At 36.9% G+C, this 19567-nt stretch carries 21 protein-coding genes; 15 read left to right on the top strand and 6 right to left on the bottom strand.

Annotated elements, in window-relative coordinates; genetic code table 11:
* The first annotated feature begins 95 nt into the window (after positions 1 to 95).
* The 6 genes from mutY to ACTJIV_RS10025 all read left to right on the top strand — a co-directional run bounded on the left by mutY (position 96) and on the right by ACTJIV_RS10025 (position 5994).
* Positions 96 to 1130: an A/G-specific adenine glycosylase gene (gene mutY / locus ACTJIV_RS10050; RefSeq protein WP_440627193.1), complete on the top strand. Its 1035-nt coding sequence runs from the start codon at positions 96 to 98 to the stop codon at positions 1128 to 1130.
* A gap of 44 nt (positions 1131 to 1174) precedes the next feature.
* On the top strand, positions 1175 to 1732 hold the full coding sequence (gene gldD / locus ACTJIV_RS10045; RefSeq protein WP_111956052.1) for a gliding motility lipoprotein GldD: 558 nt from the start codon (positions 1175 to 1177) through the stop codon (positions 1730 to 1732).
* 27 nt (positions 1733 to 1759) lie between these two features.
* Entirely contained in the window at positions 1760 to 2683 is a 924-nt protein-coding gene (locus tag ACTJIV_RS10040) for a PfkB family carbohydrate kinase (protein ID WP_223558609.1), read from the top strand.
* Between the two features lie 87 nt (positions 2684 to 2770).
* A complete protein-coding gene (locus tag ACTJIV_RS10035) occupies positions 2771 to 4135 on the top strand; it encodes a peptidylprolyl isomerase (RefSeq protein ID WP_111956054.1) in 1365 nt (454 codons plus the stop codon).
* A 91-nt stretch (positions 4136 to 4226) separates the two neighbouring features.
* Positions 4227 to 5216, top strand: coding sequence for an NAD(P)H-dependent flavin oxidoreductase (locus tag ACTJIV_RS10030; RefSeq protein ID WP_440627191.1), 990 nt, complete (start codon positions 4227 to 4229; stop codon positions 5214 to 5216).
* A gap of 10 nt (positions 5217 to 5226) precedes the next feature.
* Entirely contained in the window at positions 5227 to 5994 is a 768-nt protein-coding gene (locus tag ACTJIV_RS10025; protein WP_440627189.1) for an alpha/beta fold hydrolase, read from the top strand.
* A gap of 186 nt (positions 5995 to 6180) precedes the next feature.
* Here ACTJIV_RS10025 and ACTJIV_RS10020 read toward each other — a convergent pair whose 3' ends face one another.
* Together ACTJIV_RS10020 and ACTJIV_RS10015 are read right to left on the bottom strand one after the other, a co-directional pair.
* A complete protein-coding gene (locus tag ACTJIV_RS10020; protein WP_440627187.1) occupies positions 6181 to 6798 on the bottom strand; it encodes an HD domain-containing protein in 618 nt (205 codons plus the stop codon).
* A 26-nt stretch (positions 6799 to 6824) separates the two neighbouring features.
* Positions 6825 to 7124 carry a rhodanese-like domain-containing protein gene (locus ACTJIV_RS10015; protein ID WP_111956060.1) on the bottom strand — a complete coding sequence of 100 codons (300 nt, stop codon included), beginning with the start codon at positions 7122 to 7124 and terminating at the stop codon, positions 6825 to 6827.
* A gap of 163 nt (positions 7125 to 7287) precedes the next feature.
* Between ACTJIV_RS10015 and queG the strand changes: the two genes are divergently transcribed.
* The 4 genes from queG to ACTJIV_RS09995 all read left to right on the top strand — a co-directional run bounded on the left by queG (position 7288) and on the right by ACTJIV_RS09995 (position 10406).
* A complete protein-coding gene (gene queG / locus ACTJIV_RS10010; protein ID WP_440627185.1) occupies positions 7288 to 8241 on the top strand; it encodes a tRNA epoxyqueuosine(34) reductase QueG in 954 nt (317 codons plus the stop codon).
* A gap of 356 nt (positions 8242 to 8597) precedes the next feature.
* Positions 8598 to 9275 carry a TIGR02117 family protein gene (locus ACTJIV_RS10005; protein ID WP_373865955.1) on the top strand — a complete coding sequence of 226 codons (678 nt, stop codon included), beginning with the start codon at positions 8598 to 8600 and terminating at the stop codon, positions 9273 to 9275.
* 7 nt (positions 9276 to 9282) lie between these two features.
* Positions 9283 to 9930: a murein L,D-transpeptidase catalytic domain-containing protein gene (locus ACTJIV_RS10000; RefSeq protein ID WP_440627183.1), complete on the top strand. Its 648-nt coding sequence runs from the start codon at positions 9283 to 9285 to the stop codon at positions 9928 to 9930.
* A gap of 14 nt (positions 9931 to 9944) precedes the next feature.
* On the top strand, positions 9945 to 10406 hold the full coding sequence (locus ACTJIV_RS09995) for an SRPBCC family protein (protein ID WP_223558616.1): 462 nt from the start codon (positions 9945 to 9947) through the stop codon (positions 10404 to 10406).
* 76 nt (positions 10407 to 10482) lie between these two features.
* On the opposite strand, the gene ACTJIV_RS09990 is transcribed toward ACTJIV_RS09995, so the two are convergent.
* On the bottom strand, positions 10483 to 10911 hold the full coding sequence (locus ACTJIV_RS09990) for a cold-shock protein (RefSeq protein ID WP_111956070.1): 429 nt from the start codon (positions 10909 to 10911) through the stop codon (positions 10483 to 10485).
* A 682-nt stretch (positions 10912 to 11593) separates the two neighbouring features.
* Here ACTJIV_RS09990 and ACTJIV_RS09985 point away from each other — a divergent pair.
* From ACTJIV_RS09985 to ACTJIV_RS09975, 3 genes are all read left to right on the top strand, one after another.
* Positions 11594 to 11977, top strand: a complete 384-nt coding sequence (locus tag ACTJIV_RS09985; RefSeq protein ID WP_223558617.1) for a DoxX family protein — start codon at positions 11594 to 11596, stop codon at positions 11975 to 11977.
* Positions 11978 to 12058: 81 nt separating this feature from the next.
* Positions 12059 to 13129 (top strand): sensor histidine kinase, encoded by a 1071-nt coding sequence (locus ACTJIV_RS09980; protein ID WP_440627180.1) that lies wholly within the window; start codon positions 12059 to 12061, stop codon positions 13127 to 13129.
* Entirely contained in the window at positions 13110 to 13811 is a 702-nt protein-coding gene (locus ACTJIV_RS09975) for a LytR/AlgR family response regulator transcription factor (protein ID WP_440627178.1), read from the top strand. The genes ACTJIV_RS09980 and ACTJIV_RS09975 overlap by 20 nt, the downstream gene beginning before the upstream one ends.
* Positions 13812 to 14073: 262 nt before the next feature.
* Here ACTJIV_RS09975 and lgt read toward each other — a convergent pair whose 3' ends face one another.
* From lgt to ACTJIV_RS09960, 3 genes are all read right to left on the bottom strand, one after another.
* Entirely contained in the window at positions 14074 to 14910 is an 837-nt protein-coding gene (gene lgt, locus ACTJIV_RS09970; RefSeq protein WP_440627176.1) for a prolipoprotein diacylglyceryl transferase, read from the bottom strand.
* A gap of 215 nt (positions 14911 to 15125) precedes the next feature.
* Entirely contained in the window at positions 15126 to 15320 is a 195-nt protein-coding gene (locus ACTJIV_RS09965) for a cold-shock protein (protein WP_034704100.1), read from the bottom strand.
* A gap of 91 nt (positions 15321 to 15411) precedes the next feature.
* Positions 15412 to 16536 (bottom strand): DEAD/DEAH box helicase, encoded by a 1125-nt coding sequence (locus tag ACTJIV_RS09960; protein ID WP_336380094.1) that lies wholly within the window; start codon positions 16534 to 16536, stop codon positions 15412 to 15414.
* Positions 16537 to 17055: 519 nt separating this feature from the next.
* Between ACTJIV_RS09960 and ACTJIV_RS09955 the strand changes: the two genes are divergently transcribed.
* Together ACTJIV_RS09955 and ACTJIV_RS09950 are read left to right on the top strand one after the other, a co-directional pair.
* On the top strand, positions 17056 to 18003 hold the full coding sequence (locus tag ACTJIV_RS09955; protein ID WP_111956078.1) for a beta-1,6-N-acetylglucosaminyltransferase: 948 nt from the start codon (positions 17056 to 17058) through the stop codon (positions 18001 to 18003).
* Between the two features lie 304 nt (positions 18004 to 18307).
* Positions 18308 to 19561 carry a hypothetical protein gene (locus ACTJIV_RS09950; RefSeq protein WP_440627174.1) on the top strand — a complete coding sequence of 418 codons (1254 nt, stop codon included), beginning with the start codon at positions 18308 to 18310 and terminating at the stop codon, positions 19559 to 19561.
* Positions 19562 to 19567: the final 6 nt, after the last annotated feature.

Below are 19567 nucleotides of genomic sequence, written 5' to 3'. Positions count from 1 at the left end.
ATGGCATTAGAGGTGTCACGCTGAGCGAAGTCGAAGCATCATAAAAATAGTTGCAGTTAAGAATTCCCTCAAATCATTTAAACAGACAAAGGTTTTTGGAAAAAAATAATAAAAGTTCAGAATTTCTCCATGTTGGAAATAAATTACTGAGCTGGTACGGGAAAAATGCAAGAGATCTGCCTTTCAGACAGACAAAAGATCCTTATAAAATCTGGATCTGCGAAATTGTTTTTCAGCAGACGAGGATCAGTCAGGGGCTCAATCATTACAATAATTTCATTAAAAGATTTCCAGATGTAAAGACACTGGCTGAAGCTGACGAAAATGAAGTGCTGCTCTATTGGAAAGGGCTTGGATATTATTCAAGAGCCATTAATATCCATAAAGCTTCACAACAGATCATGAATGATTATCAGGGTGTTTTTCCTGCCAATTATGAAGAGATTTTGAAATTAAAAGGAGTCGGGAAATATACGGCTGCGGCAGTTTCAAGCATCTGTTTTGGAGGTAGAATGCCGGCTGTTGATGGTAATTTTTACAGGGTTTTGAGCCGTATTTTTGCCGATGATTTTGATATTTCCAATTCAAAGGCCTTTTCCTATTTTTCTCAATTGGCAACATTGGTCATGCCAGAAAATGTAGGCGATTTTAATCAGGCTATGATGGATCTCGGTTCAGAAATCTGTAAGCCTAAGAATCCTCTCTGTGGCGAATGTCCGGTAAATGATGACTGTCTTGCATTTTCTATGCAGAAAACATCAGAGTACCCTGTCAAGACAAAAAAGATAAAAACAGAAGATCTTGCCCTGAAATATTATTTTGTGCACAGAAACGGACAGTTTCTGATCCGGCAGAGAAAAGACGATTTCATCTGGAAGAAATTATTTGAGTTTCCACCGGTAATTTCTGCCGATTTGGAACCGTTTATCAGGAATGTAAAAACCATTACCCATAAGCTTACCCATAAGAATCTCACCATTGAAATTTCTAATGTTGAGGTCGATTCAGAAGCGGTTTGGGATAGTTTTATAGCCGAAAATCAGTACCTCATTACAGACTTTGAAGCTTCTCACGACAAATCTTTTCCCAAACCTTTGGAAAACTACATCCAAAACTCACTGAAAGACTGAAATTTGTCTCCCAAAATCTAAAATCTAATTTGTACTTTTGCAAAATGATTAAAAACGTCATTTTTATTTTTGTATCACTGCTTTTAATTTCTTGCGGAAAAGATCATGTTCCAAAACCTTACGGGGAACTCCGCCTGGAGTATCCGGCACCCAAATATCAGAAATTTGAGAATAACTGTGCCTATACTTTTGAATATTCAGACTTTGCATCGATTTCCGATGCTAAAAAGCCGTGCTGGTATTATATAAATTATCCAAAAATGAAAGCCAAGGTCTTTGTGACCTATTATCCGATACAGAATGATTTTGCAGATCATATCAAAGAAGCTGAGAAAATGGTTTATGAGCATACCATTAAAGCAAGTTCCATCGATACCAAATCATTTGAATACCCGGACAAAAAAGTGTACGGAAACTTCTATGAGCTTAAGGGGCAGAGCGCTTCTAATCTTCAATTTTACATTACAGACAGCACAAAACATTTTGTGACTGCTTATTTATACTTTAATACAAGGCCAAAACCTGATTCTTTGGCCCCGGCAGTGAACTATATCAAAGATGATATGAAGCATCTGTTGGACACTTTTGAATGGAAAAAATAATTGACTTTAAAATACATTGAAAAATATATGAAACTTTTAGTTGTAGGAAGCGTTGCATTTGATGCAATCGAAACGCCATTTGGTAAAACTGATAAAATTTTAGGAGGGGCAGCTACTTATATCAGCATCACTTCATCCGTTTTAGGCGTTAAATCTGGTATTGTTTCCGTTGTTGGAGGAGATTTCCCACAGGAGCACCTTGATATGTTCACAGACAGAGATGTAAATATTGAAGGAATTGAGATCGTAAAAGAAGGAAAAACATTCTTCTGGTCCGGGAAATATCATAATGATCTGAATACCAGAGATACTTTGGCTACAGAAGTGAATGTTTTGGAGAATTTTGATCCTAAAATTCCAGATTCTATGCAAGATGCAGAGATTCTTCTGCTTGGTAACCTGCACCCTGGTGTTCAGCTGTCCGTACTGGAAAAAATGAACAAACGTCCAAAACTTGTTATCCTTGATACTATGAACTTTTGGATGGATTCAGCATGGGATATCCTGATGGATATGATTGCTAAAACAGATGTTATTACCATCAATGATGAAGAGGCAAGACAGCTTTCAGGAGAATATTCTTTAGTAAAAGCAGCTAAAAAGATCCACACCATGGGTCCTGACTATGTAATCATTAAAAAAGGAGAGCACGGAGCTTTACTTTTCCACGACAATAAAGTATTCGCTATCCCTGCACTTCCATTAGAAGAGGTTTTTGATCCAACCGGGGCAGGAGATACTTTTGCAGGAGGTTTTGCAGCTTATCTTGCCAAAAAAGGTAAGTTTGATTTCGAGACCATGAAGTCTGCTTTAATCGTAGGTTCGGCTATGGCTTCCTTCACGGTTGAGAAATTCGGAACAGAAAGAATCCAGGAAGTAAATGAAGCGGATATGTTCAGCAGATTAAGACAATTCAAAGAATTAACGACATTCGATGTTGAACTGCAATAAATAAGTCTTTTTAAGAAATATTTATAATAAAAAATTTAGACTAATTCGTTAAGTATTCTAAATTTGCAACTTGTTTAAAATAGTAAAATGACAAATAAACTAAAAATCACTTTTCTTCTTGGGATTTTCATGATGATATTCTCTTCAAACATGAATGCTCAGCTAAAACCGGGAGAACTAGTGGATGGTATTGCTGCTGTTATCGGTGATGAAATTGTTTTGGAATCGGATGTGAATGAGCAGATGAACTATGCCAAACAACAGGGAGCCTCTGAGACTGACAAATGTGACTTCCTTGAAAACCTGATCAGCAACAAGCTTCTTGTATACGAAGCCAAAAAAGATACATTAATTGAAAACCGTTCTGCTGCCATTAAAGAGCAGGCCAATGCAAAATACCGTCAATTGCTTTCTCAGTTCCCTGACGAAAAAACGATGCTTGCTGCATATAAATTCAGAAATGGGTATGAAATGAAAAACGCTATTGAAAAGATAGATGTAGACCAATATTACGGGCAGGCAAAATATCAGCGTATCACTGAAAAGGCAGACGTAACCCCAAATGAGGTTACAGACTTCTATAACCTGTACAAAATGCAGCTTCCGGAAGTAAAGGATGAAATCTCTTTAGCACAGATCATGATATACCCTAAACTGACCGATGCGCATAAAGAAGATCTTATCAAAAGATTAAATAAAATTAAGCAGGATATTGCCGCCGGAGAGACTTTTGAAAGCCAGGCAAGAATTTATTCTGAAGATGAAGGATCTGCTGCGAATGGAGGACTTTATAAAAATATAAACAAAGGACAAATGGTTAAGCCGTTTGAAGCGGCTGCACTGAACCTTCAGGAAAATGAGATCTCAGATCCCATTGAATCCGAGTTTGGATACCATATCATACAGCTGATCAAAAAATCAGGAAAAGTATACGACGCAAGACATATCTTATTGAAAGCGACTCCTACAGATGATGAAATAAAGACAGCAAAAGCAAAACTGGACAGTATCAAAAAACTTGTTCTTGACGGGAAAATAACATTTAAAGATGCTGCTTTTAAATTTTCAGATGATAAAAGAACGAAATTCAATGCCGGAATTATTTCAGGTGCAGACGGTTCTGATAAAATTGAAAGAGAAAGTATTCCCGGATCTATCACTTATGAATTGGCAGGTCTGAACAAAGGAGATATTACTTCCGCTTTCGAAGATGAGGACAATAAAAGAAAAGTAGTGAAGATCATCAAATTAGAAGATGTTATTCCTGCCCACCAGATCACACTGGAAACAGATTATAACAGAATCAAGCAGATGGCGCTCAACAAAAAGCGTAACGAAATGATTGAGAAGTTTGTCAACTCTAAATTACCGACAACCTTTATATCAATTGACGGGCGTTATGATAACTGTAAATTCAAAGCCAACTGGAAAAAAGAATCGATCAAAAAATAAAATATAAAACCTTCAGAAATTCTGAGGGTTTTTTTATACCAAAAAGTCAGGATATTTCCTTTAGAACCCACGTTTTTTATTATTTTTACGCATGAGCAATTTTATAGATTTCAATTCAGCAAAAAAACTTCAGGAAATGAAGGCAGATCAAAATAGAATTACAAAGCTTTTTAACATACAATATCCTATTATTCAGGCAGGGATGATCTGGCATTCAGGATGGAGGCTGGCTTCGGCGGTTTCCAACTGTGGAGGTTTGGGAATCATAGGAGCGGGAAGCATGTACCCTGATATCCTAAGAGAAAATATTCAGAAATGTAAATTGGCTACAGATAAACCTTTTGGTGTTAATGTGCCTATGCTGTATCCTAACCTTGAAGAGATCATCCAGATCATTCTGGAAGAGGATGTGAAGATTGTTTTTACTTCAGCCGGAAATCCTAAAACCTATACGGAAACGCTTCAAAAAGAAGGAATAAAAGTTGCCCACGTTGTTTCATCTACTAAATTTGCTGTAAAATGCGAAGAAGCAGGAGTAGATGCTGTAGTGGCCGAAGGCTTTGAAGCAGGGGGACACAACGGAAGAGACGAGACCACCACTTTCTGTCTGATCCCGAATGTAAAGAAACATATTTCCAAACCATTGATTGCTGCCGGAGGAATTGCATTAGGCTCTCAGATGAAAGCTGCCATGATCCTCGGTGCAGACGGTGTACAAATCGGTTCCCGGTTCGCTGCTACCGTTGAAGCAAGTGCTCACGAAAACTGGAAAAAGAAAATTACAGAACTGAATGAAGGTGATACCCACCTTACTTTAAAAGAACTGGCGCCTGTAAGGATGGTGAAAAATAAGTTCTTTGGTGAGCTGGAAGACATCTACCAGTCAGGAAGAAATAAAGAAGCTTTAATAGCTTCATTGGGACGTGCAAGAGCAAAGCGTGGAATGTTCGAAGGAGATATGGAAGACGGTGAGCTGGAGATTGGACAGGTTTCTGCTTTGATCAACGATATATTACCGGTAGAAACTGTTTTCAGTAATTTACTAAAGGAATTTGAAGCAGCAAAAGTTCCAGGCTTATAGAACCGAATGAATGGAAGAGAGGATAATAGAAGTAAGAAGTCAGAAACTTTATATCACATACAATAACATAGTCGAAGAAAAACCTGTTATTATTTTTCTTCACGATTCCTTGGGTTGCGCACAACTTTGGAGAGATCTTCCGACAAAACTGTTTGAAATTACGGACTGTAATATTCTTATATATGACAGACTAGGTTATGGGAAGTCCGGACCTATGCCGACCCACGAAAGGCCGGTTAATTATATGGAACTGGAAGCAGATTTACTGAATGAGCTGCTGACAGAGCTTAATATCAACAATGCCATCCTATTCGGGCACAGCGACGGAGGAACCATTGCCCTCATTACAGCTGCAAAATATCCCGAAAGAATAAAAGGCATAATCTGTGAAGCAGGACATATTTTTGTAGAAGAAGTTACTTTAAAAGGAGTTTACGAAGCCTGGGATGCTTATAAAACGACCAATCTTGCCGAACGTCTTGCCAAATACCATGGAGAAAAAGTGGAAATGCTTTTCAGGGCCTGGACGGAAACCTGGACCCGTGAAGATTATAGAAACTGGAATATTGAATACCTTTTAAAAGATATTCAATGCCCTTTACTTTTTATTCAGGGGGATGCTGATGAATATGGCACCCTGGATCAGGTTGAAAAAACAGTTTCTCAGGTAAGCGGTCCTGCAGAAAAATATATTATTTCGGGAATAGGGCATACGCCGCATAAAGAAAATCCAGAGCTTGTTTTGGCTAAGGTATCAGAATTTATAGAAAAAATATAGCTGTAAGCATAATCAGTAATAAGAGCATCTTGTGTTACAAGGTGCTTTTTATTTTCAGTCATGTAATTAAACAATATCTGATTTAAATTGTCTATTTATATTTTCTGTACAAATTGATGAGTTGTGTTTGAATGAGTGGTTTAATAAAGGAGATGCGGCAAAGCCGCATCTCCTTTATTACTACAGTTATAGAAGCTGAATTTCTGCAGCTATATTTTCTCTTGCCTGCTGCTCATATTTGTCCCTGAAATGCTCTGTTTTAAAAATACTTTCCAGTTCCAGGAAATGTTTCAATACCTTCTTTCTTCCCGGTTTGTACAGAAGATCAGGATAAAGAGCATATTCCTTCCGGATCTTCCGGGTATAATCAAAATATATTGCAGAATCTTTTCCCAAGATAGAAAGGTCTGCATCCAGAAGATAGTTTGTATCCGCATCATCAGACTTTTGATGGGATTTTGTAGCTAAGATCTGATTTTCTGTTTTTAAAATTATAGTTTGAGGCAATCCCATTTTATGAAGCTGTTCTGCAGCATACGATGCACTTTTTTCTTCATTGGACTTTGAAGAAGCATCATAAATAACATCATGGTAAAAAACGGAAAATGAAACAGGAGAAAAATCGGCAATAAGTTTTTTTACACTTTCCAGTTCTATGAACATATTCTCAAGGTGAAAAAGATCATGATAATACCTGCCTTTTCCGGAATATTGGATTTCAATTTCTTGCCACATACTTTCAATAAGGGTCCCGTCTTCTGTAAAATGAAGACAAAGATCTGTGAAGTATCCTTTCAGATTCATGATGAATGAGTATAAAAAAAGGAACTTTAAAAAGTTCCCTGATTTGCTTCCAACACTGCTTTCAGATCAGCCCAGCCTCCGCCGTTATAACCATCCTTCAGGCCCTGCCCATTAAGATATTCCAATGCTTTTCCGCTTCTGTTTCCGCTTCTGCAAAATAAGATCACAGGTTTTTCGATAGATAAGATCTCTTCCTTTCTGTCTTCTACTTCACCAAGAGGGATATTTTGGGCTCCGTCTATATTTCCGTCCATTTCAAGCTCCATAGGCTCACGAACATCAATTAATTCATAATTTCCAGACTGTATAACTTCTATTAAAGACATAACTGTGTAATTTAAGATTAAAAATAAGAACGAAAATACGCAATTTTTTCCTGAAAAAACTCTTTATCTAAACTTAAATTTTCCCAAAAATGCTTAAAACTTAAGGCTCATTCACTTCTTACCAAAGATCGTAAGATTCATAAATTAAGCTTAATTTTGCAGAATGGAAATCCTGAATGGCGGTGCCGAAAAATATTCCCAGCTTATAAAATCTAAAGCAGAACGTTTTGGATTTCAGAGTTGCGGGATCTCAAAGGCGGATTTCTTAGAAGAAGATGCTCCGAATCTTGAAAAATGGCTTAAAAACAATTTTCATGGCGAAATGAAGTACATGGAAAATCATTTTGACAAAAGATTGGATCCCAGGCTGCTTGTAGAAGGCTCAAAATCTGTTATTTCACTTTCTTATAATTACTTTCCAAAAGAAGAAATTTCGGCCCTGGGAAATTATAAGATCTCAAAATATGCTTACGCAGAAGATTATCATGAAGTGGTAAAAGAAATTCTCCGCGAGATGGTTTCAGAACTGCAGCAGGAGATAGGAGAGTTCGGGTTCCGGGTTTTTGTGGATTCTGCACCCGTTTTGGAAAGAAGCTGGGCCAGAAAGTCAGGAATAGGCTGGGTAGGGAAAAATGCCAATCTCATCACAAAACAAAATGGCTCCTTCTATTTTTTGGCGGAAATCATCTGTGATCTTGAATTAATCCCCGATCATGCCACTACAGATCATTGCGGTACCTGCAGGAAGTGTATTGATGCATGTCCTACGGATGCTATTGTTTCAGAAAAGATTATTGACGGAAGCCGCTGCATCTCTTACGCAACTATAGAGCTCAAAAACGAAATTCCCGATCATTTTAAAGATAAAATGGAAGACTGGATGTTCGGATGTGATATCTGCCAGGATGTATGTCCCTGGAATAGATTTTCTTCACCTAACCTTCAGAGTCGTTTTGCTCCGAATGAATCCCTGAAAAATTTCAAAAAAGAAGAGTGGAGAGAAATTACCCAGGAAATATTCTCTGAGATCTTCAGAAAATCCCCTGTAAAGAGAACCAAATTTGCCGGCCTGAAGCGGAATATTGAATTTTTGGAACGTTCTTCAGATAAACTTTAGGATAAATTTTTGGTGACGAATCCTGGTCTGGAATTTTTGGTCCCAAAGTTGAGGAGGATAAATGACCATCCCTTAAGCTGTCGGTCTTAAGGAGGTTAAGATTTAATTCAGTAAGAATCTCTGAAAAACTTTTCCTAAAAAGAAAATTGACTTTCAGGAGACCAATGTCCCACAGAAAATCAACGCTTTTTTTGTACTCTTTTTGGAGCTGTTTTTACCCGTACTTTAAATCTTTTTTGTGATTTTGTATTTTTACGCATATTTGTGAATATTTCGTAACTAAATTTAATCATTTTTTCGATTAAAACAAATACTTTTACAGAAAATTGAAGATTAAATTTTATTAAAACATGAGTGTGAAAATTGTATTGCTGTATGTCCTGAAAACCATAGGGATTATTTTAGGAATTGTTGCTTTGTATGTTATTCTGGGCCTTTTACTTCCGCTTATAGAAGTTTCTGCAGATAATGACGGACAACCGAAAGATATTCCGATTTATATTTATACCAACGGTGTGCATACAGATATTGTAATGCCTGTAAAAAATGACCTTCAGGATTGGAGCGCAAAAGTTCCGTTTTCCAATACAAAATCGAAAAGAACAGATTACAATTATATAGGAATAGGATGGGGAGACAAAGGATTTTATCTGGATACTCCGACGTGGGCAGATCTGAAGTTTTCCACTGCTTTTAAAGCTGCCTTCTGGCTCAGCGATTCAGCCATGCACTGTTCCTATTACAACAGCATGAAAGAAGGCGAAGACTGCAAAAAGATCATGATCAGCAGAAATCAATATACGAGTCTGGTGAAATTTATAGAAGAAAAATTTGACAGGGATCAGAACGGAAACTTTATCCTGATTCCCACCAATGCTGTTTATGATGTAAACGATGCTTTTTATGATGCCAAAGGAAAGTACAGCTTCCTGAATACCTGTAATACCTGGGCAAATGATGCACTGAAAGCCGCAGGACAGAAGGCTGCCCTATGGACACCTTCCGATTTTGGAATTTTTAGACACTATAAATAATTTTTCAATGAAGATTTTTGCTGTAATTTTTGTTTTACATCTTATATTTTCATGTACTAATGAATCTAAAAAAGACTATTCCGTTATAGCAAATTCTTTCATTAAAGACGACAACAGGCCGGAAGCTGATCTTTCTAAAATTACAGCAAAGGCTGAAGAAGCTCTGAAATTCTGTGTTTCAAAAAAGCTAAATACAGATTTTTGTATCCTGATCGATATGAGCCTTCATTCGGGAATTAAAAGATTTTTTGTCTGGGATTTTAAAACGAAATCAGTGGTCAGGAAATATCTTGTGGGTCATGGCTGTGGCTCAAATCCCTGGAGTTCAGATGGTTCAAAAGACAGTCCACAGTTCAGCAACGAAGACGGAAGCCATCTTTCATCTTTGGGAAAATATAAGGTACAGGGAAGAGGATATAGTGATTGGGGAATCAATATCAAGTATCTGATGCACGGTCTGGAAGAAACAAATACTAATGCTTTAAAAAGATATATCGTTTTCCATTCATGGGATCAGATGAGCGACGACGAAGTTTTTCCAAAAGGTTCTCCCGAAGGCTGGGGGTGTCCTACTGTTTCTAACAACGCAATGAAAGAAATAGATCCTATGATTCAAAAGACCGGGGAACCGGTTCTGATGTGGATCTATCAATAATATACAGGAAAATTATGAAGCACCGCCTTGTCCGGGAACAGCAGCTCAGCTGCAATATAGAAACCGCCTGGGGATTTTTTTCCTCAGCTAATAATCTTTCCGAGATTACACCGAAAGACATGAATTTTATCGTCCTGACTACAATGGAAAATGATGAAATTTATGAAGGAATGCTCATCGATTATTACGTTTCGCCTTTATTCGGAATAAAAATGAAATGGCAGACAGAAATTATTAAAGTTGATTTTCAGAAAAGCTTTATAGACTTTCAGAAAAAAGGACCCTATAAGCTATGGCACCATCATCATGAATTCATTTCCAACGAAAAGGGCGTACTCATGAAAGATACCATTGATTATGAACTTCCAATGGGGTTTTTGGGTGAAATAGCCCATCCACTTTTCGTTAAAAAGAAACTGGAACATATTTTCGACTACCGCTACGAAGTCCTGGAAAAAATGTTCAATAAAGTGTAAAATATGATAAAAGCCGCTCTGTGGAGCGGCTTTTATTATTATCTGACAACATCTGCATGATAAAGCAGAATGTTATTTATTTAACCAATTCGATATTAACAGCAGAGAATCCTTTTGGAGATTTTTCTTTCTCGAAAGATACTTTGTTCCCTTTTTTTACAGGATGTGCACAGCTGTTGTTGTGAAAGAAAACATTTTCTTTGCTGTTGTCTTCAGTAATGAAGCCATAGCCTTTCTCACTGTGGAAAGTGATGATCCCAGTTTTTCTGATTTCTTCTGCCATAATAGGAGCGGCACCAAGCTGGATCTCATCAATGTTTACTTCCTGTCTTTCTCTGTCTTCAGGAGGTGTAGAGGTAAGTCTTCCGAATTCATCTACATACATGAAAACATCTTCTGCACCCTTGTTGTTATTCGTTTTACGATCTTCGCGTCTCAGCGCTTTTTCTTTTTGCTTTTGAATTTTTTTCTTGAAATTTTCTTTTTTAGAAAAAGAGTCTGCCATAAATTATTCTAGTATTTAAATTTTATATTGTATTTGTTTACCTGATCTGCCAAGTCTTATAAAGCTGCAGTCGTCCGTCTGTTCTTCTTTATGAAACGAAGCGTCGAAAGCAGTTTGTTTGGGCGTTCATCAGTAAAAGAAGTGATTTTTAAAAAATGAGGCATCTGAAAAGCGGGAACTGAAAAGAAAGAATTTCTATACTGTAACAGAGGGCAAAGGCAGCGGCCTATTAATTAATATACAAATATACGATAATTAACTGAATAAACCTATTTTAAATCATTGATTATCAAAAATGTATTTTCTCATTTAAAAACGAGAACTGATTTCACTATTGAGTAGCAATAAAAATCCTCAGCATGCTGAGGATTGTGGAAAATAATATATTATAAAAATGAAGTGGTGTATAATATGTTCATACAGCAGCAAATGTTGTGCCTAAAAATCACATATTTTGGATTTTTTTTGTGTGGAAGCTCAATTTTAGAGCAGTTGAAGAGCGTATCCGGTTGGTATGTAATGTGATATATCCTTTACATGAGTAATATTTTAATAATTCATGTATAATGCATTAGATATGGTAAATTCGGAATTCATTGTCTAATCTAACTTTTATATGCACTTTTAAGCTGTTGGTACCTGATGTTCATCATTGTTTTTTGTGCTTTTTTAATTTAGATTCATGAAAAAAAACTTTTATCTCCGCGCAGCTTTGTCGGTTATTTTACTGATGCACAGTGTAGTATCTATTTTCAGTGGCGATGTTAATAATTTTGGACGTCTTTACCTTGATACCATAGGCTTCAGTCCTTTTGGACTTTACCTGGCCTGGGCTGTGAAGCTGATCCATCTTTTCTCAGTATTTCTGATCTGGTCGGAACGTTATGTAAAGGCAGTTTCTATTTGCAATATGATTATCCTGATTTTTGGAATTTATTTTGTGCATTGGCAAAATGGATGGTATGTTGTAGGCGGCGGAACCAATGGAATTGAGTTCAATATTCTTTTAATTTGCTGTTTTTTACAGCTTATTTTTACCGGAAAGGAAGAAAACTGCAGTTCATAGACCATTGCTGTGGGTTAAATGCTTAAATTTTTATTTTCCGCTGAAAGATGGTATTTTGCATAGTAAATCCTATCACACTCAATGCCAGGCAGAAAATCAAAATTATATATCCATTTACTCTTTTGGATACTGTACTATATTCTGGAAGTTTATCTGGACTTTTACTGGTCAAGATACCAGTTTCCTGATGCAAAATGGCAGATAAGGCTTCAGAATACTATTATTCTGGAACTTGGATATCTTCTGATTAAAATTCCGTTGGGTTATGCTCTTCTGTATGTGTACGAAAGAACTGGTCTCAAAAGATTTCTTGCCTGCATTCTCTCTGTTATTATTCTTATTGCGGCGGTTCTTGCCCACAGGTTTTTTACCCATTATATCATTTATCCCCATATTTATGGAATTGTTGAAACATTGGATGGCAAACAGCCTTCAGGATTTATCAACGGACTCGTAGCTTTTAACTCCTTTATGGATCTGATCTTTATGGCAGGCCTTATATTCGGCGTTGAAATTACAAGGCAGAAGAATCTGCTGAAAGAACAAATCTCAAAGCTAAAATCAGAAAAGCTGGATCAGGAACTTACCATGCTGAAGGCCCAGATCAATCCCCATTTTTTGTTCAATACACTGAATAATATTTACGGAATGGCCCTTAAAAAAGCTGATGAAACACCTGATGTGATCTTACAGCTTTCCAAAGTGATGCGGTATAATATTTATGAAGCAGCTGAACGGTATATTTCTATAGAAAAAGATGTAGAGAATATCAAAGATTACCTCCAGATCCAGAAGATCCGGCACCATGGCCTTGTCATCCGTTTTAATGAGAATGTAGATAATCCTTCCCAGGAGATTTCGCCGCTTATTTTGATCCAGTTCGTTGAAAATGCTTTTAAACATGGTGTTTCAGAAACCCTTGGAAAGAGCTTTATTCATATTGATATCCAGCTGAACAATGGTGTTCTTCATTATCATATTGAAAATTCAAAAGAAGAAAAACCTCACGGAAATTCTACAAAAATAGGACTGAAAAATATCCGAAGACAGCTTGAACTGCTTTATCCAAAGCACATTCTCACCGTTGAAAGTACCAGTGAACGCTTTATTGTAACCTTAATTATTGACCTTAATGATACATTCCGCTTCTAAAAAATACAGCTGCCTCATCGTGGAAGATGAGCCGATAGCCACAGAAATCCTGGAAAATTTTGTTTCAAGGGATGAAGAATTTCAGCTGGTGGCAAAATGTTCCGATGCTGTTTATGCCGGAACCCTTTTAAACAGGCATGATATTGATCTGATGTTTCTGGACCTTCATCTTCCGGTGGTAAAAGGCTTTGATTTCCTGAAAAAACTAAAAAATCCGCCTCTTGTTATCGTGACTACTGCTTATCACCAATATGCGGTAGAAGGCTATGAGCTTGATATTGTAGATTATCTGATGAAGCCTGTTCCTTACGAGAGGTTTACCAAAGCGATTGAAAAGTTTAAATACCTGATGAATGCTGAGGAAGCTTTATTGGAGGCAGCGGACCGGGAACATATTTTTATCAGTAGTGGAAAAAAGCAAATTAAAATTGTTCTTCATGACATTTTTTTTATTGAAAGCCTGCGGGAATATATTCACATTCACACCAAAGCAGGAACGATCACAGTGAAAATGCCGATCAGCAGGATAGAAGAAAATCTGGATCCTAAAATATTCGTGAGGATTCACAAATCTTACATTATTTCCAAGTCTAAAATTGAGGTACGTTCTGCCAGCATGATACAGGTGATGGGCAAAAAACTTCCGATTGGCAGGACATACAAGCCTTCCATTGAGTTGTAAGCCTTCATAGACTTAAAGCTTTATTTGATAGCTGTTTCTTTTCTTTTACTTTTATTTTGAGCAACTTTGAACTGTTAAACAGCAGTAAATAAAGATTTTAAGAGGAAAACCGATTGCAATAATTAGAATATATGTGGATGTTAGTATTCTGAGGAATACGGATTGGCTTAATTATATTAAGCCAATTTTTTATTTGAAATAATCCGAAAAAAAACCTCCGGTATTACAATTGGTACCGGAGGTTTTGGTTATATTTTAAGGACTATGAAACTTTTATTTCTTTTTTGTCCCGGATACTTTTAATAATAAAGAAAAGCCCCAAGAACAGAAACGGAATGCTTAAAATTTGTCCCATATTCAGGCTCATTCCTTTTTCAAAATCAACCTGGTCTACTTTTATAAATTCTACAAAGAACCTCACGATAAAGATGAGTAGAGTAGTGATGCCAAAGTAAAAGCCCTTCCCGACCTTAAAGATATTTTTGGTATAAATGAAATACACAAGAAGGAAGATCATCAGATAGCAGACCGCCTCATACAGCTGGGCAGGATGTCTCGGAATGTTATCTATCTGTTTGAATATAAAAGCCCATGGTGCATTGGAAGGCGTACCTATAATTTCAGAGTTCATCAGATTGCCCAACCTGATAAATGCTCCAGCCAAAGGAGTAGCAATAGCGATTACATCCAGAACAGTCATAAACTTAATGGAAAATTTTCTTGCATAGATGAGAAGCATAATTATAAGTCCAATTCCGCCGCCGTGGCTTGCCAATCCTGCATATCCTGAAAAATGGTAGGCTCCGTCAGCTCCTTTTTGGATCGGCAGGAATATCTCAATAGGATGCTGGGAGTAATAATCAAAATCATAAAACAGACAGTGCCCTAATCTGGCACCTACTAAAATTCCTATAAATGCATAAGAGAAAAGTGCTTCATGTGCCTGCTGACTTAGATTTTCTTTTTTATAAATGGTTTTTAGGATTGTGTAGCACAGAACAAGTCCGGCCAGAAATAGCACCCCATAATATTTAAGGGGAAATCCGGAAATATTGAAGATTTCAGGACTTACATCCCAGTTAACGTATAGCAAATTCATTGATGATGGTTGTGAAATATTTTTTAGGGACAAATATAGCAGGATATAGCCGTTTTTAAGGAACATAAGTGAGACTTTAGGATATTTTGGGGGAATATATCATGTTTTTTTAAGGATACAAAAAAACCTCTCACATTAAGTAAGAGGTTTTAACGGACATCAAATAAAAGTATTGCTACTTATCAGTCAATGTTCGTTTAAACGTTATATTCAAATTATGCTAACTTTACGTTAACTGCATTTAAACCTTTGTCGCTTTTTTGTACTTCGAAAACTACTTTATCGTTTTCACGGATAGATCTTGAATCTAAACCTGAAGAGTGTACAAAAATGTCCTTACCTCCATCTGATGGAGAAATAAATCCGAAGCCTTTTGCTTCATTGAAAAATTTTACTGTGCCTTCTTGCATTGTAATGGGTATTAAAAATTGTTGTATTAATTATTTTGAGGATTTTTTTCTTAAATTTCTTAGAGAAACCATCCATCTATTTTATTGTGATTTAATGTATATATTGGAATTTTTCAACAGGCATGATAAATCCTATCAGCTTCTGAATATTCGTTAAGTCGGAACGTTGTCCTTCATCACAGAAAGAAACGGCTGTTCCCTGGGTTCCTGCTCTTCCTGTTTTTCCAATACGGTTAACATAAGTCTCTGGTACATCCGGAAGTTCATAGTTAACTACATAAGGAAGTTCTTCAATGTCGATTCCCCTGGCGGCAATATCAGTGGCAACCAGAACACGGATCTTACTGTTTCTGAAATCTTCCACAGCCTGCTGTCTTGCCATCTGAGATTTGTTTCCATGGATCGCTGCTGCAAAAATTCCTGTACGCTCCAATTGTTTCACCAGTCTGTCGGCTCCCTGCTTGGTACGTGTAAAAACCAGTGAACGTAAAATAGATACATCCTGCAGTATATTGATAAGCAGATCAGCTTTTTGGGTCTTTTCAACGAAATAAACAGACTGGTTAATGGTATGCATTGATGATGGAACCGGATTTACTGTAATTTCTACAGGGTTCTTCAGCATGGCATCTGCAAATTTTTGGACTTCCGGCGGTAAAGTTGCAGAAAAGAACAAGGTCTGTCGTTTTTGTGAAACCAGCTTCAGGATCTTTTTTACATCCTCTGCAAATCCCATATCAAGCATTCTGTCAGCTTCATCAAGGACCAGTATTTCAATTTTAGAGAGATCAATATATCGTTGGCTTACCAAATCCAGTAGCCTTTCGGGAGTGGCAATAAGAATATCCACTCTTTTTCTGAGAGCAGCAAGCTGGCTTCCGGATAATACACCTCCAAAAATGGAAAGCTGTGATAATGGTAAATATTTACTGTAGACTTTAAAACTTTCTTCCAGCTGCAGGACTAATTCCCGGGTTGGTGTTAAGATTAAAGTTCGTATTTCTTTATGATCTGGTGTGTTTCTTTTTAATAACTGGAGAATGGGCATGGCAAATGCCGCCGTTTTTCCAGTGCCGGAATGGGCATAGCCTATAATATCCCTTCCTGCTAAAATATGGGGAACAGCAGTATACTGTATCTCTGTAGGTTTGGAATATCCGGCTTCTGTAACGGCACGGACTATAGGATTTATTAAATTTAAATTTTTAAAACTCATCATATTCTACCGGAACATCCGGTTCTGAGTGGCCAAATCGGTTAAGATCTGAATTGTTGTCTTGTATCAAAATAATGAATATCAGCTCTGATAAAGCATTATCTTTAATTATTATTTACTTTGCATTAACTTTGACAATAAATTCAGTTGGGAATATATTTGCTGAGCTTTGCAATATCATATCGTTCTTATTCTCAGGGGCAGGATTTTAAATCCGTACCGTTCTGAGCTTTATAACTACTTCTAACCTGAAAACCAAGGAAGCAGTATTAAAAATTATTTAAAAATAAGTTTTAATTGGGCAGCTGAAAAAGCAAAACTGAAAGAGAAAAATGAAGATTTTAAACTATTACAGAATAGCAAAAGGCAGAGACCTGTTTTTATAAATGCTTTGCAAAGCTACAATAAAGAAATTGAATATTAATTGATTTAAATGATTGATTATCAAAAAATTATTCGTAGCTTTCGCACGTTAACTGAATTGTTTGCACCCAAGCGGATGATTTTAAATCCGTACTTATGCAGACCTCTGTTCCTACAACCAGCCCCCAACCCCAAACTTTACAATCCCACACAGACCAGCATGTGAGAATTGCATACTTCATTATGCTTCATCATAAGCCGGAAGTATTCAAAGCAATGTTTCAGAAGATCTATACAAGAGATCAATTTTACCTCATCCACATAGACCGTAAAGCTAAGGAGGAGTTTACCGATGAGATCCAGATGTATCTCATTAAGTTTCCCAATGTTTATATTCTGGAAAGCATCAATATTGTTTCCGGAGGATTCAGTATGATCCAGGCTGAACTTGATGCCATGGAATTTCTGCTTAACGTCAACCAGGAATGGGATTATTTTGTTAATCTGAGCGGTGAAGATTACCCTTTGAAATCTCAGAATATCATCAGGAAGTTCCTTACAGCGAATAATGGAAGGAATTATCTTTTCTATTATGATCAGAAGTTTTACCGTCCGGATACTCTTAAGAGAATACAGAACCATTTTACGGAGCTTTCTTATAAGATTTCGTCTCTTATGTACAAAAGAGAATTTATGAAAGGAGTTACACCTTATATAGGAGGGAAGTGGGTTATTTTTACCAGAGATACCTGCGCTTTTCTTGCCAATAATAAAAGAGTAATGAATTTTGAGGATTATTACCTTCATACATTTCTGCCCGCAGAATCATTTTTCCAGACTGTTCTTATGAATACTTCTTTTAACGATCTTATTGTAAATGATGATAAAAGAGCCGTCATAGAAAAACCAATATTCGGTAAGAAACAGACACCAGATGAGCTTATTCTTTTTCTGAAAGCTACGAACCACCTTTTCATCAGGAAAATAAATGAGAAAACAGAAGAAGAAGTTGTGAAATATATTGAAGAAAGCTACGATCTTCCTTTACCGAACATAGATGAAGTAGAAAGAGAGCTGAAAATTGATAAAAGACAGGATAATTAACTCCTGTATTTCCTCAAAAATATTACCAAAATTCCTTATCAATGGCTTTAATTAAAACCTCCTGTGATTAACAAGAGGTCAATAACCATATAATTTATTTCAACTTAAATGTTCGTTATAAGAAAAGTACTTCCTGTCAGTGATAAAAGTACCCAAAAGTGTAATTGATTTATTTTGTTTTTATCACCAGTTTTACTGTGAAATTAATAAGTAATAAAATAGTGAACTGAGGCATTAGAGCCGGAAACTCTACTGTAGAAATTTGAGTCTGTAAATAATTATTGCTAATAAAAACAAAATTATCATGAAAACACTACATTTAAAAAAGTTGAAGATTGTCGTAAGTTTTTTTTTGCTCGTTCTGTTTACCAGCCTGTATTCACAGCCGGCTCCTGTTGGCCGTATTTATGACCAGGCGCACCAGCAGAGCTTTGTTTTATATAGTGACGGAATGACGGTGCAAGATGGCAACCCCATGAATAGAGGCATGGCGTATCGTGATCCGTCCGGAATGATGTATTTAAGGCTGCCGGCTGCCAATCCGTACCAAAAAGCTTTTTTCCTGGATTACAACAGGAATGTTATTGAGATTGATTATATCCAGGGGGCCAGGATTATTGGTTATTCAGACATTCAGCCACCACCCAATCCGATGATTAATTACGTTCCGCCGGTATACAACCCTAATGTCGGTATTCAGACAGCGAACGGTTTCCAGCCTTTACCGGAGCAGATTATAGACATCAACAATCCGTATGGTAATCTGATGATCACAAACGAGCAGACTGCTAAAAACTGTTACGACCGGTCAGTTGGTTTTAATGGTACCCTGGACCAACAGAAATTTGGCGATTGCATGATTGAAAATATGGCCGGAAAAAAGGAGAATGAAATTTATAACTGTGTTAAAAATGCTTCAACACCGGAAGAGCAGGCTTTATGTCTTGTTGGTACTATGGGAGGTACAAATGAAAGAAGAATATCTGGCTCTCTGCTGAAATGTTATAAGCAGTATGGAAACGACTATAGTAAATATCCGCTATGCCTGGCAGGTGAATCCTCGGATCCTGAGCTTCAAAAGCTTCTTTCCTGCGTGCAGCAGCAGGGCAGTTTTGGACAGGTGAACTTTATGAATACAGCCATGTGTTATGGAGCAAGCAGGCTTAATATGAATACAGAATCTCAGATCGTAGTGCAGTGTGCTGTAACGTCAGGCGGGCAGCCTTATGTTTTTGCCGGTTGTGCCGGTGGGCAGCTGATGTCAAGAGAGCTGGATAAATGCCTTACCAATGGAGTAGGCGGAGATTCCGGTTGCTTTGGTAAAAATAATGACATTGTAAAAGGTTTGAATAAAATTGGTTTAGAGCTACAGAATCAATTTGGTCCTAATAATGACATCGTGAAAACATGGAACAATACTGTCCACGACATTCAGTATGGTCCGGGTAAAAACCATGAAGCGGTAAAGGTCTTTACCAATGTCGGAAACGAGCTGGGAAAAGCAGGAAATAATATCGCAAAAGAAATAAAAAAAGTACTGCCGAAAATAAAATGGTGATTGCAG

Origin of the sequence: Chryseobacterium sp. 22532 (assembly GCF_052044665.1) — a bacterium.
GTDB classification, from domain to species: Bacteria; Bacteroidota; Bacteroidia; order Flavobacteriales; family Weeksellaceae; genus Chryseobacterium; species Chryseobacterium lathyri.
The sequence above is the reverse complement of the archived record's forward strand: the minus strand, read 5'-3'. Positions and strand labels throughout refer to the sequence as shown.

Bases quoted from the DNA above. Each gene is read 5' to 3' on its own strand.
- ACTJIV_RS09985 (WP_223558617.1), top strand. From the start codon at position 11,594: ATGAAAAAAAACTTTTATCTCCGCGCAGCTTTGTCGGTTATTTTACTG.
- ACTJIV_RS10000 (WP_440627183.1), top strand. From the start codon at position 9,283: ATGAAGATTTTTGCTGTAATTTTTGTTTTACATCTTATATTTTCATGT.
- ACTJIV_RS10020 (WP_440627187.1), bottom strand. From the start codon at position 6,798: ATGAATCTGAAAGGATACTTCACAGATCTTTGTCTTCATTTTACAGAA.
- ACTJIV_RS09980 (WP_440627180.1), top strand. From the start codon at position 12,059: ATGCCAGGCAGAAAATCAAAATTATATATCCATTTACTCTTTTGGATA.
- ACTJIV_RS09990 (WP_111956070.1), bottom strand. From the start codon at position 10,911: ATGGCAGACTCTTTTTCTAAAAAAGAAAATTTCAAGAAAAAAATTCAA.
- ACTJIV_RS10015 (WP_111956060.1), bottom strand. From the start codon at position 7,124: ATGTCTTTAATAGAAGTTATACAGTCTGGAAATTATGAATTAATTGAT.
- ACTJIV_RS09960 (WP_336380094.1), bottom strand. From the start codon at position 16,536: ATGAGTTTTAAAAATTTAAATTTAATAAATCCTATAGTCCGTGCCGTT.
- lgt (WP_440627176.1), bottom strand. From the start codon at position 14,910: ATGAATTTGCTATACGTTAACTGGGATGTAAGTCCTGAAATCTTCAAT.
- ACTJIV_RS10040 (WP_223558609.1), top strand. From the start codon at position 1,760: ATGAAACTTTTAGTTGTAGGAAGCGTTGCATTTGATGCAATCGAAACG.
- ACTJIV_RS09955 (WP_111956078.1), top strand. From the start codon at position 17,056: ATGCAGACCTCTGTTCCTACAACCAGCCCCCAACCCCAAACTTTACAA.
- ACTJIV_RS09950 (WP_440627174.1), top strand. From the start codon at position 18,308: ATGAAAACACTACATTTAAAAAAGTTGAAGATTGTCGTAAGTTTTTTT.
- ACTJIV_RS09995 (WP_223558616.1), top strand. From the start codon at position 9,945: ATGAAGCACCGCCTTGTCCGGGAACAGCAGCTCAGCTGCAATATAGAA.
- ACTJIV_RS09975 (WP_440627178.1), top strand. From the start codon at position 13,110: ATGATACATTCCGCTTCTAAAAAATACAGCTGCCTCATCGTGGAAGAT.
- ACTJIV_RS10025 (WP_440627189.1), top strand. From the start codon at position 5,227: ATGGAAGAGAGGATAATAGAAGTAAGAAGTCAGAAACTTTATATCACA.
- gldD (WP_111956052.1), top strand. From the start codon at position 1,175: ATGATTAAAAACGTCATTTTTATTTTTGTATCACTGCTTTTAATTTCT.
- ACTJIV_RS09965 (WP_034704100.1), bottom strand. From the start codon at position 15,320: ATGCAAGAAGGCACAGTAAAATTTTTCAATGAAGCAAAAGGCTTCGGA.
- ACTJIV_RS10035 (WP_111956054.1), top strand. From the start codon at position 2,771: ATGACAAATAAACTAAAAATCACTTTTCTTCTTGGGATTTTCATGATG.
- ACTJIV_RS10030 (WP_440627191.1), top strand. From the start codon at position 4,227: ATGAGCAATTTTATAGATTTCAATTCAGCAAAAAAACTTCAGGAAATG.
- queG (WP_440627185.1), top strand. From the start codon at position 7,288: ATGGAAATCCTGAATGGCGGTGCCGAAAAATATTCCCAGCTTATAAAA.